This is a genomic window from Kitasatospora sp. NPDC051984 (assembly GCF_044593455.1).
Taxonomy (GTDB): Bacteria; Actinomycetota; Actinomycetes; order Streptomycetales; family Streptomycetaceae; genus Kitasatospora.
Genome location: NZ_JBIUCB010000039.1, coordinates 1 through 14,491 on the forward strand (window position 1 = coordinate 1; position 14,491 = coordinate 14,491).

The 14,491-nt window shown below is 72.9% G+C and carries 16 protein-coding genes and 1 rRNA gene; 7 read left to right on the forward strand and 10 right to left on the reverse strand.

All coding sequences use genetic code 11. The features are described 5' to 3' along the window. Positions 1-75: ribosomal RNA gene (rrf, locus tag ACIHEI_RS35460) — 5S ribosomal RNA — on the forward strand; the annotation flags it as partial. A gap of 80 nt (positions 76-155) precedes the next feature. On the opposite strand, the gene ACIHEI_RS35465 is transcribed toward rrf, so the two are convergent. The 3 genes from ACIHEI_RS35465 to ACIHEI_RS35475 form a co-directional block, all read right to left on the reverse strand. After that, a complete protein-coding gene (locus ACIHEI_RS35465) occupies positions 156-665 on the reverse strand; it encodes a hypothetical protein (protein WP_396609670.1) in 510 nt (169 codons plus the stop codon). A gap of 90 nt (positions 666-755) precedes the next feature. Next, on the reverse strand, positions 756-1,157 hold the full coding sequence (locus ACIHEI_RS35470) for a hypothetical protein (protein WP_396609671.1): 402 nt from the start codon (positions 1,155-1,157) through the stop codon (positions 756-758). A 140-nt stretch (positions 1,158-1,297) separates the two neighbouring features. Continuing rightward, positions 1,298-4,207, reverse strand: coding sequence for a polysaccharide lyase family 8 super-sandwich domain-containing protein (locus ACIHEI_RS35475; protein ID WP_396609672.1), 2,910 nt, complete (start codon positions 4,205-4,207; stop codon positions 1,298-1,300). A gap of 373 nt (positions 4,208-4,580) precedes the next feature. On the opposite strand from ACIHEI_RS35475, the gene ACIHEI_RS35480 reads away from it, so the two are divergent. Next, on the forward strand, positions 4,581-5,237 hold the full coding sequence (locus tag ACIHEI_RS35480; protein WP_396609673.1) for an NADPH-dependent F420 reductase: 657 nt from the start codon (positions 4,581-4,583) through the stop codon (positions 5,235-5,237). A 30-nt stretch (positions 5,238-5,267) separates the two neighbouring features. Further along, positions 5,268-6,017, forward strand: a complete 750-nt coding sequence (locus ACIHEI_RS35485) for a PIG-L deacetylase family protein (RefSeq protein ID WP_396609674.1) — start codon at positions 5,268-5,270, stop codon at positions 6,015-6,017. On the opposite strand, the gene ACIHEI_RS35490 is transcribed toward ACIHEI_RS35485, so the two are convergent. The 4 genes from ACIHEI_RS35490 to ACIHEI_RS35505 form a co-directional block, all read right to left on the reverse strand. After that, positions 6,004-6,612, reverse strand: a complete 609-nt coding sequence (locus ACIHEI_RS35490; protein WP_396609675.1) for a hypothetical protein — start codon at positions 6,610-6,612, stop codon at positions 6,004-6,006. The genes ACIHEI_RS35485 and ACIHEI_RS35490 overlap by 14 nt on opposite strands. Before the next feature lie 69 nt (positions 6,613-6,681). After that, complete coding sequence (locus ACIHEI_RS35495) at positions 6,682-7,377, reverse strand: DedA family protein (protein ID WP_392956773.1); 696 nt, start codon at positions 7,375-7,377, stop codon at positions 6,682-6,684. Between the two features lie 36 nt (positions 7,378-7,413). Next, the gene (locus tag ACIHEI_RS35500; protein ID WP_396609676.1) at positions 7,414-7,614 is read right to left on the reverse strand and encodes a DUF1918 domain-containing protein; all 201 of its coding nucleotides are present in this window, start codon (positions 7,612-7,614) and stop codon (positions 7,414-7,416) included. Positions 7,615-7,797: 183 nt separating this feature from the next. Then, the gene (locus ACIHEI_RS35505; protein WP_396609677.1) at positions 7,798-8,466 is read right to left on the reverse strand and encodes a TetR family transcriptional regulator; all 669 of its coding nucleotides are present in this window, start codon (positions 8,464-8,466) and stop codon (positions 7,798-7,800) included. Between the two features lie 128 nt (positions 8,467-8,594). Here ACIHEI_RS35505 and ACIHEI_RS35510 point away from each other — a divergent pair, with 128 nt between their 5' ends. After that, a complete protein-coding gene (locus ACIHEI_RS35510; protein ID WP_396609678.1) occupies positions 8,595-9,401 on the forward strand; it encodes an adenosylcobinamide amidohydrolase in 807 nt (268 codons plus the stop codon). 90 nt (positions 9,402-9,491) lie between these two features. Here ACIHEI_RS35510 and ACIHEI_RS35515 read toward each other — a convergent pair whose 3' ends face one another. Next, positions 9,492-9,698 carry a DUF6011 domain-containing protein gene (locus ACIHEI_RS35515; protein WP_387648972.1) on the reverse strand — a complete coding sequence of 69 codons (207 nt, stop codon included), beginning with the start codon at positions 9,696-9,698 and terminating at the stop codon, positions 9,492-9,494. Between the two features lie 165 nt (positions 9,699-9,863). Here ACIHEI_RS35515 and ACIHEI_RS35520 point away from each other — a divergent pair, with 165 nt between their 5' ends. Further along, the gene (locus ACIHEI_RS35520) at positions 9,864-10,478 is read left to right on the forward strand and encodes a response regulator (RefSeq protein ID WP_396609679.1); all 615 of its coding nucleotides are present in this window, start codon (positions 9,864-9,866) and stop codon (positions 10,476-10,478) included. A 71-nt stretch (positions 10,479-10,549) separates the two neighbouring features. On the opposite strand, the gene ACIHEI_RS35525 is transcribed toward ACIHEI_RS35520, so the two are convergent. Beyond that, a complete protein-coding gene (locus ACIHEI_RS35525) occupies positions 10,550-11,296 on the reverse strand; it encodes a beta-glucanase (protein WP_396609680.1) in 747 nt (248 codons plus the stop codon). A gap of 167 nt (positions 11,297-11,463) precedes the next feature. Here ACIHEI_RS35525 and ACIHEI_RS35530 point away from each other — a divergent pair, with 167 nt between their 5' ends. Then, positions 11,464-12,150, forward strand: a complete 687-nt coding sequence (locus ACIHEI_RS35530) for an aspartate/glutamate racemase family protein (protein WP_396609681.1) — start codon at positions 11,464-11,466, stop codon at positions 12,148-12,150. A gap of 192 nt (positions 12,151-12,342) precedes the next feature. Here ACIHEI_RS35530 and ACIHEI_RS35535 read toward each other — a convergent pair whose 3' ends face one another. Then, the gene (locus tag ACIHEI_RS35535; protein WP_396609682.1) at positions 12,343-14,013 is read right to left on the reverse strand and encodes a sensor histidine kinase; all 1,671 of its coding nucleotides are present in this window, start codon (positions 14,011-14,013) and stop codon (positions 12,343-12,345) included. A gap of 124 nt (positions 14,014-14,137) precedes the next feature. Here ACIHEI_RS35535 and ACIHEI_RS35540 point away from each other — a divergent pair, with 124 nt between their 5' ends. Next, positions 14,138-14,467 carry a hypothetical protein gene (locus ACIHEI_RS35540; RefSeq protein WP_396609683.1) on the forward strand — a complete coding sequence of 110 codons (330 nt, stop codon included), beginning with the start codon at positions 14,138-14,140 and terminating at the stop codon, positions 14,465-14,467. The last annotated feature ends 24 nt before the right edge of the window (positions 14,468-14,491 follow it).

Genomic DNA, 14,491 nt, shown 5'->3' on the forward strand with positions numbered 1-14,491 from the left:
AACCCGGAAGCTAAGCCTCACAGCGCCGATGGTACTGCAGGGGGGACCCTGTGGGAGAGTAGGACGCCGCCGAACAATCATTCAGGGAAAGCCCCTGTCCGGGAAACCGGACAGGGGCTTTTCTGTGTTTAGCCGCCCGCAGGGCACAGGGGACGTCAGGGGGTCTCGAAGTCGTGGATCTTGTCGGCGGCCGACCAGACCTGTTGGCCGTCGGCGTCGAAGGCGGCCAGGTCGACGGCGGTGCCGGGGGTGACGGCGTAGGCGAAGAAGGTGCGGCCGTTGTGGGGGTGGGTGAGGGGGACGGGTTGTGGGGGGTTGGCGGTGAGGTGGGCGACGGTGGGGTCAGCGGCTCCGTAGATGAGGAGGACGCGGGGGTCAAAGGCGTCCAGGGCGATGTTGAGGGGGGCCGTTCGGGAGACGGGGGGTTCGCAGCCGCTGCCGGCGGGGTGGCCGTCGACGGTGGCCTGGGTGCAGAGTTCGCCCGCGACGGACACCAGGTCGACCCGCCACGGGACGCCGTCCTGGGTTCCCTCGCCGATCAGCGCGACGGGGGCCGCGGAGGTGGAGATGTCGACGGTGGGTGGGTCGGTGGGGCGGGTCGGGGCGCAGGCGGTCAGGAGTGCCGTCAGGCAGGACAGGGCGAGCAGGCCGCGCCTCGAAGTCACGGGTTCCTCCGGGCAGTTGAGGCAGGCAGAAGGGGGCCGGCCCCGGTGCCGAGGGGGCCGGGGCCGGCCGCAGGAGGTTGGGCGGTGGGGTTACGCGGTGTACGCGGACGCGCAGGGGGCGGACGCGTCGTGGCCGCCGTTGTCCTTGCCGAACCACCGCAGGTAGTAGGACGTGCCGGTGTTGACGCGGATACCGCGCGGGTCGGTGTGGTTCCGGCCGTCGGCGCCGTAGCTGTAGCTGGAGAACACCTTGGCGCTGTTGTGGGTCCGGACGAGTTGCACGTAGAAGCTGCGGGCCGCGCCGCCGGAGCAGCCCTTTCCGCCGATCCTGATGGTGCTCTTGGCGGGGACGAAGTCCGTACTGGCGTGGTAGGAACCGCTGCCGAAGGACTGGGAGAACGCGCTGGCCGGGGCTGCTGCGAGGGTGAGGACGCCGGTGGCGGTCGCCGTTATGGCGGCGATGCGGGTGACGGAACGCCAACGAATTGCCATGCAATCGACGGTAGGAGCGGCGGGATCGGTCGACAACAAAGCATCCCTGAATTCACCGGATCAGGGGACGGTGCGGCCACTTGTTCGTGCCGCAACTCCGCGTGTGGGGCGCGGAGTTGGGCGTCAACACTGGTACGGGGTCAGCCCGTGGTGACCACCTGGAGGACCGGCGGGTACGCGGCGTTCTCCCGACTGTTGAGGTTCACCGCCAGGCCCACCCGGCCCGCCGGCTGGCCGACCGTCAGGGTGAGTGCCGGGTCGGCGGTGACGGCGGAGGTGACGTCCAGGGCCACCCAGTCGGCGGCGGTGGAGATCCGGCCCGTGCCGAGCGCCGCGCCGGGGGCGGGGCAGCGGTTCCAGGTGGCTGCTGTCTCCTGCCAGGCGCCGGGGGCGGTGGCGAAGGCCTGGAGGTCGGTCTCGGTGCCGCCGGAGTCCGCGACCGCGCCGCGCACCCAGAGCACCGCGCGCTGCACCGTCCCCGTCAACTGCGAGGTGTCGAAGGCGAGTAGCGCCCGCCGGGAGAAGCCGGAGCCCGAGGTGTTGGTGTTCTTCACCGTCAGGATGTTCGCCGTCCCGTAGTTGGTGTCGGCGTACGAGCCGTCCCGCACGTACGTGTCCTGCACCGGGGCCAGCAGCGCCGCGTTCGCGCCCGCCGCCGTGCCAGAGGTGCGCAGGGTCACGGTGCGGCTCGCGCCCTGGGTGCCGCCGAGTTCCGCCAGCAGTTGCACCGAGGAGCCGGTGGCCAGCACCGTGACGCCGGTTGTCGGGTCTGCCGAGACGTAGCCCGGGCGGGTCACCGTCACCTGCACCGTGGCGATGGTGCGGGAGGGGTCGGCCACCGAGACGCTCAGGGTGCCGCCCGACTCGCGGACCAGCACCGAGCACGGCGCCGAGACGGTGATCGGACCGGCGCTGCCCGCGGTGAAGAAGTTGGCGGCGGTGACGCCGGAGGCAGAGTCGGAAACGGCCTGCACGGAGGGGGAGTTGGACAGCACGTTCACGGTGGGGGACGCCGCCCGGGCGGCCGTCGCCGCCGCGTCCGCGCCAGGAAGCAGCAGGTAGGCATACCCGGCGTCGGACGGGTCGGTGCCGTGGTCGAACCAGAGGGTCAGGTAGCGGCGGGTCAACGCCTCCGTGGTGCCGCCGGAGTTGATGTCGTGCCAACTGCCCGTCCGCGCCTCGCGCTTGGCACGCACCGTCGCGCCGCCCGGGAAGACGTAGCCGCCGAAGCCCGCGATCGCCATCGACTTCGCGTCGGTGAACTGCTGTGACCAGCCGAGCGTGACCGGCTGCGCCGTGCCGTCCACCGTGAGGGCGTGGGTGCCGGACGGGCCCAGGTTGCGGTTCTCCACCACCGTCTCCACCGGAACGCCGTCGGTGCAGGTCAGGCCCGCGCCCAGGCAGACCACCGAATCGTCCAGCAGGAACCAGGACTTCCAGCCCGAGAGGGTGGACGACAACCCGCGCACCGCCTGCCCGACCGCCGCGTACGTGCCGTCGCTCGCGCCGCCCGCCCAGACGGCGTCCGGCCGGGCCGCGCCCCACGCGCCGCCCGCCGCGTCCGCCAGCTTCTTGGTGGAGACGGTCGTTCCGGGCAGGCGGTACGGGTCGACGGTCGGCCAGAAGGCGTCCGCGTACTGGCCGTTGCCCGTGGTCGCGTTCCACCAGGCCAGCAGGCCGCTGTTGGTGTGCCAGCCGCGGACGTTCTCGCCGTTGCCCGTCTCGTAGAACGTGGTGCGCGCCGAACACATCGACAGCGACACCGCCCAGGCCGGACGGCGCACCACCGCACGGTCCATCGCGAACACCCGCGCACCCACCGGCTCCGCCGACGCCGACACCGCGCCGTCCGCCAACAGGGCCTGCGCGCGGGCCAGTTCGGGGACGTCGACGGCCGCGTCCGACAGGTACGGGCGGTAGTGGTCCCGGCCGATCCAGCCCTTCACCGCCGCCCGCCAGCGCGCCGACTGCGCGGCCGGCGCCGCACCCGAATCCGCCAGCCGCAGGATGTGGCCGATGATGGTGTGGCCGCGGCCGTGGTCGTCCTGCTGGAGGTGCAGCAGATCCGACGCCTGCAGGCCGCGGCTGCTCGCCCGGCCCACCACCGAGTCCATCACCAGACCGTTGAACAGGAACGGCGCGTACGCCGAATCCACCGCGTCGAACACGTTCTGCCGCTGCGGGTCCGTCACCTCCCACGAGGAACCCGCCAGCAGCGCGAACAACCGGCTGAGCCCGCTCAGCAGCACCTCGCCGTACGAGCCCGTGTACGGCACCCAGGTGTGCTGGACGAACGAACCGTCCGGGTACAGGCCGTCGCCCGTCAGCACGTACGGGAACACCGGCGACAGCGCCGCCGACGCCGTCGCCAGCTTCGCCGCGCTGCGCCCGACGATTCCGCGCACGGCCAGCACGCGGCAGAGGTCCACCCGGTTCGCGCCGGTGCTCGTTCCCGTGTAGGCGGCCACCCTGGAGTCCGGGACGGCGCGGTCGACGGCGGCGCAGTAGGCGGTGAGCTGGGCGGACGTCAGCTGCGGGGAGAGCAGGACGCAGGTGTCGAGCAGGGCCTGCGGCGAACCGATCTGCCAGTCCCACCAGTTGTCGTACGCCGTCGCCGTCGCGGTGTACGCCGAGGCGCACAGCTGGTCCAGGCCCGCCGCGACCGCAGCCGCCAGCGCCGCGTCGCCCGTCAGACCGGTGCCGGGCTGCGCCCAGGCCAGCGCCATGGTGCGCAGCCGGACGAAACTGCCGGTGATGTTCGCCGAGACCGAGCCCAGTGGCAGGTCCGGCCAGAGCGATCCCGCCGTGGGCGCCATCGCCTGCTGCTGCGCCCGGGCCCGGTCGCCGAGTGCCCGCAGCGCGGAGCCGAAGGGCTCGGCTGCCGGGTCGAAGCCGGTGCCGGTGAGCAGGGCGAGCCAGCGCAGGCGGAGTGTCTCGTAGGGGTCGGCGGTCGCGGCGGCGGCGGGGGTGGTGCCGGTGACGGCCAGGGCGAGGGCGCCGGCGGTGCCGGCCTGGAGCAGGGTGCGGCGGGACAGGGCAGGCAGGGACACGACGCCTCCGGGAGGGGGAGTGGGCGCGGGGGGAGGAGCGGGAAAGCGCTTTCCGGGTGCCGACGGTAAGCGCTTTCCCGTTGGGACGTCAACGGGTCGGGCACCCAATTGGTAAGCGCTTTCCAGCCCTTCGGCGTGCAGGTTTGCGTGCGAGGCGGCGCACCTGGCTCCGAGCCGGGTGCGAGCGGTGCGGGTGGCGTGCGGGCGGCGGGGGTCGCATGGTGGTGTGAGGGGTCGGTGTGCGGGGGCGGTCAGGTGTGGATACCTGACCATGCGTCAAGGTGCGCTCGGGTAGGGTGCGTTCGGCCTTTCGTGACCGGCCTTCCGGGATCGGCCCGGGTGGGCCGGTGGGACGGACGGGGACGGAGTAGCAATGCAGATCGGAATCATCGGAACGGGCACGGTCGGGCAGACGCTCGGCAGCAAGCTGGCCGCACTCGGCCACGACGTCGTCCTCGGCTCCCGCAGCAAGGGCAACGCGGCCGCCACCGACTGGGCGGAGCGCAACGGACCGCGCGGCCGGGCCGGGACGTTCGCGGAGGCCGCCGAGTTCGGCGAACTCGTCATCAACGCCACCGGCGGCACCGTCGCGCTCGCCGCCGTCGAACTCGCCGGTGCGGACAACCTCGCCGGGAAGACCCTGCTGGACGTCTCGAACCCGCTGGTGTTCTCGCCGACCGGGGAGATGACGCTCGACCCGGTCAACGACGACAGCGTGGGCGAGCAGCTGCAGCGGGCCCTGCCCGGTACGCGGGTGGTGAAGGCGCTCAACACCGTGAACGTGGCCGTGATGGTGGACCCCGACCGGATTCCCGGCGAGCACCAGCTGTTCGTGGCCGGCCAGGATGCCGACGCCAAGGCGCAGGTCACGGCGCTGCTCGGCGAGTTCGGCTGGCCCGCCGAGCGGGTCCTCGACCTCGGCGGGATCGACGCCGCCCGGGGCATGGAGATGCTGATGCCGTTCTGGATGCGCCTGATGCGGCACTACGGCCACGCCGACTTCAACTACTCGATCCGCACCGCGAACTGAGCCGAGCCCGTCACGAGGAGAGGCGCCACGATGACCACCCCCGCCGAGCAGAACCTGCCCCCGTACCTCCCGCTGGACGAGGACTGGGAGAGCGCACTCGCGATCGTCGCCCACCCCGACGACATGGAGTACGGCGCGGCCGCCGCCGTCGCCCGCTGGACCGGCCAGGGCAAGCGCGTCAGCTACCTGATGGTCACCAGCGGCGAGGCCGGCATCGACGGCCTGGAACCCGCGCAGTGCCGGCCGATCCGGGAACGCGAACAGGTCGAGTCCGCGGCCGTGGTCGGCGTCGACAGCGTCGAGTTCCTCGGCTACCCGGACGGCATCGTGGAGTACGGCCTGCCGCTGCGCCGAGACCTGGCCCGGGCGATCCGCCGGCACCGCCCCGACATCGTGATCACCACCAACTTCCGGGACACCTACGGCGGCGTGTTCCCCAACCAGGCCGACCACATCGCCGTCGGCCGGGCCACGCTGGACGCGGTGCGGGACGCCGGGAACCGCTGGGTGTTCCGCGAGCTCATGGTCTCGGGCCACCATCCGTGGAACGGCGTCCGCCAGCTCTGGGCGGCCGGCTCACCGGACGGGCTGCACGCCGTCGACACCACCGACACGTTCGCCGCCGGAGTCGCCTCGCTGGAGGCGCACCGCGCCTACCTGGAGGGCCTGGGCGGGCAGATGGCCAACGCCGCGGAGTTCCTGGAGTCGATGGGGCGCGCGGCCGGAAGCCGCTTCGGCACCGCGTTCGCCGCGTCCTTCGAGGTGATCACGTTCCGCTGAGTCCCGGGGCCGGGCCGTCCCCGGTGGGGCCGTCCTGGGGCCGGTCCGGCCAGAGGTGGGCGAGCGTGCCGAAGAACCGCACCTTGGGCGCGTGCATGACCAGCGAGGCGGTCAGCAGGTCGGGGTCGAAGTCGGTCAGGCCGGTGGCGGCCTGGAGCCGGCGGAGACCCCGGAAGTCGTCGAGGAACTCCTGCCCGACGGTGTCGACGAGGTAGCCGTCGATCGGCGACCCGGTGGGGTCGAGCGGCGGGAGCGCGGCGGCCGTCCGGGGGCGGCGGCACACGGTCAGGATGTCGGTACCCAGTCTGGGCCCCCACTCCACGGCCACCACCTCGGACCAGGGAACGAACTCGAACCGTTTACCGAACCGGAAGAAGGTGACGCCGTACCGGTCCAGCTCGAAGACCTTGCGGCGACTGGAGCAGATTGCCACGATCGACAGCAGTACCGGGACGAGCACCAGCTCGATGTGATCCAGCTCTGCGGCGAACGGCGTGAAGCCCAGCGCGATGACCGGAGTGAGAAGGGCGACAACGAGCACGGCGCGCCGCGTCCACCCCCACCGGACCACGTACGAACCGTCGAACTCTTGCATGCGCACCATGATTGCGGACAGCCTGCGGCCCGGGACAGACTGATCGGCGTTCGAGTTGCTGACGGTGTGTCAGCGGTGCCCGTTGCCGTCGGCCGGGACGTCGTCTCCGTTGTCCTGGTGCGGAATCCGGCCGGTGGTGTCCTGCGGCGGGCGGCGGCGGTGGCGCAGCCAGGCGCGGGTGACGAGCAGAGCGAGCACGGCGAGCACGGAGACCAGCAGCAGCACCTGGTAGCGGACGGCCTGCCGGTACAGGACGGTGATGTTGCTGCCCGCGAAGTAGCCGACGGCTGTCCAGACGCCCGCCCACAGCGCCGCGCCCGCGGCGTTGGCCGGCAGGAAGCGCCGCCACGGCATCTCGGTCGTGCCGGCCACCAGTCCGTTGGTCTGGCGCAGCCCGTCCACGAAACGGGCACCGGTGACCAGCAGGATGCCGCGGCGGCGGAAGAAGTCCTCGGCGCGGGCCATCCGCTCCGGCGTGAGCCGCACGTAGCGCCCCCAGCGGTGGACGAACGCCAGGCCGCCGGTGCGTCCGATCAGGTAGGCCAGGCCGTTACCGGCGAACGCGGCCAGCACCGCGACGGTCAGCACCACCGGCAGCGACAGCTGCCCCGCGCCCGCGTAGACCGCGGCCAGCACCAGGATGGTCTGGCCGGGCACCGGGATCACACAGTTGTCGACGAACACCAGGACGCCCACCGCCAGATAGCCGTAGTCGTCCAGCAGCGGGGCGAGCTGGGCCAGTGGGCCCGGCAGGGGTGGGGGCAAGGCGGACCGTTCCTCCCACCGGGCCGTGGCCCGGGATCAGCGCTGCTCCTCGGCGAGTCGGTGCTCGACGACGCAGTCGGGGCCGGGGTAGACGAGGCCGGAGTGCCCGTCCTCGAAGCGGACCAGGTACGGCGGTTCGCCGTCGGTGCCGCGCACCTCGACGATCTCGCCAATGCGGTCGTGCATGCCGACCGACCTGCTGTACATGTGGACGTGGTCTCCCACTGTGGCTTGCATCGCTGCTCCTGCGGTTCGGCGGACCGGTGGGACGGGGGCGAGCCCCTGGTTCCACTGTGCGGCGGCGCTCCGGGCCGTGCAATGGCGGAACCGGTCAGCCCACGGTGTGCGGCGGCGCGGTCACAGGGCGGGGGCGCTCGGTGTCCGTGGCTTCAGCTGCCGGTCGGCGGGGTGCTTGAGGGCTCAGCTGCCGGTCGGCGGGGTGGCGAGGTAGCTGCGGACCAGGCGCTTGCACTCGGCGATCAGCTGCGGGTCGCCGTCCGGGTCGGCGCGGAAGGCGAGTTTGAGCACGGCGTCCGCGCACTCCATGGCGACCCGCAGGGCGAGGGCGTAGCCGGGGGCGGTGAACAGTTCGCCGCTGATGGTGCGCAGGCGCAGGGCGACGGCCGCGTTGTTGTCGAGTTCGGCGTCCAGCAGGTGCAGGTCGTCGATCTCGGCGGGGACGGCGTCGACCAGACCGAAGTCGAGGTGGCCGAAGCCGGGGAGGGTGCGCTTCATCGCGACGAACTCCTCGACCGCGAGGTCGGTGAACTCCGCGATGCCCGGCCGGCCGGCGTCGTCCACCCGGCGGGCCAGGCCGTCCAGGAAGGACGCCAGGTTGCGTTCGGCGAGCGCGGCGAGCAGGCCCTCCTTGCCGGAGAAGAACTGGTACAGGGTGCCGATCGGCACCTCGGCGCGCAGCGCGACCTCTTTGGTGGTCAGCCCCGCCGAGCCGACCTCGTCCAGCAGGCCCGCGCACGCGTCCAGCAGCCGCCCGTACCGCTCCTGGCTGCGCTGCTGCACCGGGCGGCGGCGGGCGCCGACCGCCGGGACGCGGGTGACGGAGAGGGGGGTGGAGGGCTGCGCGGTCATGGCGGACACTCTGCCGCATCCGGTCGCGTCGCGGCCAATCCCCGTGCCGGGCCGGCGGGGCGGTGTGATTGGGTGGCCGTTCGACGACGGAACGTTCCGGCGCTCGGGACGGCCGGTGGGGCGAGTGGGTGGCGGAGGTGGCGGGCGTGGACGGGCGGCCGGTGACGGTGCAGCGGGCCGGGCGGATCGAGGACGGGGGCTGCCGGCACCTGCTGGTGTGGCGGGCCGGCCCGGGTTGGCGGATGGTCAGCTCCGGGGTGCTAGGCGGCGGCCTGGGCGAGCGCCACTGGGTCCTCAACGCGCAGGTCCGCGCCGGGTACGGACGTCTCGACCCGGACGCGCACCTGGCCGAACTCGCCGCCGGGCAAGGCTTGGTGGGCCCCGGCGTGGGTCTGATGACGGCCGCCGAGGTGGACGCCTGCAGCTGGGCGGAGGACGGCGGCGTGACGGCCGTGGTCACCACCGGGATCGGGGTGCCGACGTGGGCGGCTGCCGAATCCGACGTACCGTCAACCCCGTCTGATGCTGCCTACGTTCCGGGGACGATCAACGTGCTGGCGGTGGTCCCCGCCGCGGTGTCGGACGCCGGGCTGGTGAACCTGCTGGCGACGGCCACCGAGGCGAAGGTGCAGGCCCTGCTGGAGGCCGGTTACGACTGCTCGGGCACTTCGTCGGACGCGGTCTGCGTGGCCGTCCGGACGCCGGTGGCCGGTGCGCCCGTCGAGCCGTTCGGCGGCCCGCGCTCGTACTGGGGGGCGCGGTTGGCGCGGGCGGTGCGTGCGGCGGTGTTCGAGGGCGCGGTGCGGGACCGCGAGCGCCGCGCGGAGTGGGACGGGCCGCCGGTGCACCCGGCGACGGTTCCGGGCTGCGAGCTCGCCGACGTGCTTTCCGGCTGTGGCGCGGTCAGGCGCTGGGAAGCCGGTGCTGGTCGGTGACGAGCTGACGCTGCCGGGCTGCGGCGCGGTCAGGTGCCGGGAAGGCGGTGCTGGTCGGTGACGAGCTGACGCTGCCGGGCTGCGGCGCGGTCAGGTGCCGGGAAGGCGGTCCTGGTCGATGACGTAGATCCGGGTGCGTTCGGGCGCGTCCGCGCAGTGCTTGCCGAGTTTCTCCCACCTGGATTCGGGTGCGCGCAGCGGCCGGTGGCACCGACGGCACCGGACGACCGGGGCGGGGCGGCGCTCGACGGCTGTCCCCGGCAGCGGTGGCTCGGTGGTTTTCAGGTCGGTGCTCATCCGTCAAGTTCATCATTCCGGTCCGGCGGCCGTGCGACGGGGGCCGGGAATCGGGGTCCGACCTCCCGTTCTCGCCCGGCTGCGGACCGCCCGGCGGCCCGGCCGGGGGTCAGGTGCGGCGTGGGTATTCTGGGCGCTCTGTGTCGACGGGGGGATCGGGGCGCCATGGTGAGAGTGCTGCTGGCCGAGGACATGCACCTGGTGCGCGGCGCCCTGCGGGCGTTGCTCTCCGACGCCGGTGACATCGAGGTGGTGGCCGACACCGGGCACGGTGATCAGGTGGTTGCCACTGCCCTCGCCCACCGGCCCGACGTCGCCGTGCTGGACGTCGACATGCCCGGGGCGGACGGTCTGACGAACGCGGGCGCGCTGCGTGAACGGCTGCCCGGCTGCCGGGTGTTGATCCTGACCGCGCACCGGCGGCCCGAGGTGCTGCGGGCGGCGCTCGCCGCCGGGGCGACGGGTTTCATGCCGAAGGACGCCCCGCCGGAACGCCTCGCCGAAGCGATCCGGACGGTCGCGGCCGGCGGCACCGCGATCGACCCCGAACTCGCCGCCCGCGCCCTCACCGCGCCCGCCAGCCCGCTCACCGAGCGCGAGGCGCAGGCCCTCGCGCTGGCGGCGGACGGCTGCGAGCCGCGGGAGATCGCCAAGCGCCTCCACCTGTCGGCCGGGACCGTCCGCAACTACCTGGCCGCCGCCCAGGTCAAGCTCGACGCCCGCACCCGCCTGGACGCCGTTCGGATCGCCCGCGAGGCCGGTTGGCTGCCCGCCGGGTAGCCGGTCGTCCGGCCTCAAGTGGTGGATGGGGTGAGGGAGTTGTTTCGGTCGACCGGGAGGCCGGCGTTCTGTCAGGGTGCTGTTGGCGACGGGCTGTTGCGCAGGACGCGCAGATCGCGGACCTGCCAGGAGATCCGGCGGACATCGGGGCGGGGGCGGAGGTGGCCCCACTGGCCGGCCGAGACGGACAGGTTGACGATGATCCAGGCCCACCAGTCGGTGCCGACGCCCTGGCCGTCCGCGTGGACCTCGCGGCCGTCGACCGACCAGACCACCGAGCCCGTGCCGAAACGGCAGCTGACGGTGAACCAGGTGCCCGGGGTGACGAGTCCGTCCAGGTAGGCCGGGTTGCCCGGGTTGACGTGGTTGCTCAGCTCCAGCATCCGCGGGTGGTCCGGGTGGTACTCCAGGACGTCCACCTCGCCGTGCCCCGGCTGGGACCGGCCCGCGGCGAGGTCCCGTCCCCACGTCCAGATCGCCGGCCACGCGCCCTGGGTGGACGTCAGCAGGCACCGCGCCTCCAGTACGTCTTCTGGCCGGAGTTCGAAGCCGCCCCGAGTGTTCTCCGTGGTGACCAGTGGCGTCCGCCAGCTGAACGGGTTCTCGCGCACCGCCGTGAACGTGTCGCCGTCCGGCCCGAAGCCCGCCACCAGGTGGTCCAGCTTGTTGTCGCCGCTGTTGCGCCCGTCGGGCGGGTACGCGGACGAGGCGCCGGCCGCCCACTGCGAACTGTCCGAGAACGGGGCGTCGAAGACGACGACGGGCTCGGCGGGTTCGGGTGTGGTGAGGCTGCCGCTCGGGGGGATCACTTCGGTCACCGGACACTCTCCCGGGTCGTGCGATTGGTTCATCCAGGGGCATTCCCGGCGAAAACGTTCCACACCGCCCGACCCACCGGCGCACAGAGGTGCGAGCTCCGACGAGGGGGCGTGCGCGGGCGCGGGCGTGAGGCCGGCGGGCCGGTGCGGTGTGGCACAGTGGCGCGATGAAGACGATCGGCCTGCTCGGCGGCATGAGTTGGGAATCCACGGCGCAGTACTACCGGCTGCTCAACGAGTTCACCCGGGACCGGCTCGGCGGCCTGCACTCCGCCAAGTGCGTGCTGTACTCCGTGGACTTCGCGGAGATCGAGCAACTCCAGGCCACCGGGCAGTGGCAGGCGGCCGGCGAGATGCTCGCGGACGCCGCGAGGTCCGTCGAGGCGGGCGGCGCCGACCTGCTGCTGATCTGCACCAACACCATGCACAAGGTCGCCGAACAGGTCGCCGGGGCAGTCGGCATCCCGCTGCTGCACCTCGGCGACGCCACCGCGGAAGCCGTGCTGGCGGCGGGAGTTCGGCGGGTCGGACTGCTCGGCACCGCGTTCACCATGGAGCAGGACTTCTACCGCGAGCGCCTGGCCGGCCACGGACTGGACGTGATCGTGCCGGACGCGGCCGGGCGGGAGCTGGTGCACCGGGTGATCTACCAGGAGCTGTGCGTCGGGGTGGTCCGGGAGGAGTCCCGCGAGGCCTACCGGAAGGTGATCGCGGAGCTGGTGGCGGCCGGGGCGGAGGGGGTCATCCTCGGCTGTACGGAGATCGAGCTGCTCCTCGGGGCGGAGGACAGTCCGGTGCCGGTGTTCCCGACGACCCGGATCCATGCGGCGGCGGCGGTCGAGGCTGCGCTTTGACGCGAGGCCGCGCTTTGACGAGTGAGGGTGCGAAAACAGGGGCGCGGGGGACTGCGCGAAGCGGAAGACCCAGACCGCAAGATCGCGACCCAGAACAGTGACTTGCACGTGCTCGCGCCCTTACGGACAGGCTTGCGCTTGTCGCGCAGTCCCACGCGCCCCCGGTTGTGCTGTCCCTGGTTTCGCACCCGCTCACGTCGAGAGGGTGACCGCCAGGGTCCAGTGGTTCGGGGTGTCCGGGCCGGTGGTGAAGGTGGCGTGGTGGGTGGTGGCGCGGGTGGTGAGGTTGGGGGTGCCGTTGCCCGGGGGGTGGGGGCCGGGGTGGGGGTGGTTGTTGGTGAGGCGGAGGCCGGTGGGGGTGAGGGTGAGGGTGCAGTGGGTGGCGCGGCTGTGGCGGAGGAGATTGGTGACGCCCTCGCGCAGGGCGGCGGCGAGGAGGGGGCGGGCGGCGGTGGGGGTGGTGTCGGGGGTGCCGATGAGTTGGAAGGTGATTCCGGCGGCGGTCAACAGGGCCTGGGCGGAGGCGAGTTCGCGGGTGAGGTCGAGTTCGGTGTGGTCGGCGGGGATCGCGCGGAGTTCGGCGAGGGTGCGTTCGGCGAGGGCGGCGGCCTGTGGCAGGTGGTCGGCGTCGGGTTCGCGGAGGGCGAGTTCGGCGGTGACGGCGATGGCGGTCAGGCCGGAGCCGAGCAGGTCGTGGACGTCGCGGGCGATGCGTCGGCGTTCGCGGGCGACGGCCAGTTCGGCCAGTGCCCGGCGGGCCTCGCGGACGCGGTGCACCAGGGTGGTGAGCAGCGTCAGGCCGTAGTAGACGAGTGCGATGGTGACGACGTCGACGGCCGCCGTCCCGCTGACCGTGCCGGCCGCGAGCACCGCCGCGCCGAACGCGGGCCAGCCGGCGGCGGGAGGCAGCAGGACGAGTGCGGAGGCGGCGGCAAACGCGAGCAGTTGCGGGTGCGGGCCGTCCGGTCCGAACAGCACGGCGACGGCGAGGGCGCACTGGAGTGCCCACGTCCAGAGGTGGCCGGGTGGGTGGAGGCCCGGTGGGCGGGGGAGTGAGTGGTGGACCTGGAGGCCGGTGACGAGCGTCAATGCGCCCAGGGTGAAGGAAAGTTGGAGGGGGGTGAGGCCGAGGTCGGCGAGGTGGACGACGCCGACCGCCAGGTAGCCGAGGTGGACGGCGACCAGGATCGGCAGTACCAGGGCGGGCATCGGGCCGTCCGGCGCGGGGACGGGGTACGGGGGTTCGGGTGTCGCGCGGACCCCCGCTGCGGCGCGGCGGGCGGTGGCCGCGACGGCGGTGGCGTCGCCGTCGGCGGCGAGTCGCAGGATCGCCGCCAGGGGGACGCCGATTGCGGCGTGCAGTTCCTGGGCCGCGCGTTGCCGTTCCGACGCGACCTGTGCGGCCGCCAACTGGTCGCGGGCGGCGTGGAGTTCGGCGTACAGGTGGAACAGCCGGGTGAGCGCGTACACCGTCAGGCCCTGGGCGAGGGCGTTGCTCGCGCCGTTCGCCGCCCGGTAGCCGCCGTCCCCGGCGAGGGCCGCCGCGCCCGCCACCACCAGCGCGAACAGCACCCAGCGCACCGGGCGGCGGACCAGGAGGAGTACCGATGCGGCGGCGAATCCCGGGACGCCCGACCAGGGGGCGAGCAGTAGTTGGGCGGCCAGCGTCCACGCCCCGCGCAGCCGGGTCGTCCACGGCAGGCAGTGCACCGCCTGCACGGCCAGGGCCAGCAGCGCGGCGGGCGCCGGCCACCAGCCGCCGGCGGCCGGTGCGGCCATCCCGAACATCGCGCCCAGCAGCACCAGCGACAGCACCACCGGGCCGGGCAGGCCCTCGTCCTCGTCCTTCGTTCCCCCGAACACCCGGCCATTGTGCCCGAGTTGATCATCCGGGTGGCGCGCCGGTCGGTGGGTGGACGGCGCGGCGCGCGCCGATGTGCCAGGCGCGAGACGCTGGAGAGGAGGCACGGACTCGTAGGAAGTTGCCATGACTCACAAGGCTCGTTGCGGGCCAGAGCGGGATCCGGAGTTCTTCAGGGAGCTCGACGCGGTGTTCGCGAAGCACCCGGGTACGTCGAGGAGATATTCGGTGCGGTGCCTGGCCGTCGAGGCCGAGGTGCTGAAAGTGGACTTCACGAAGCAGGTCGGGCTCTCGCGCATCGAGGGCGACCGGATCGTGGCCGAGCTCCGCAGCCGCGACGCCTTCGGGAACGACTTCGGGAACGGCTTCGGGAACGACGGCGAGGACGAACCCCGGTGCTGCGAGTGGATCGGCGAGTCGCCGAACCAGACCTGTGCTGTCTACTGCAAGGTCTGAACTGCCAGTGGGCCGGGCGTGCCC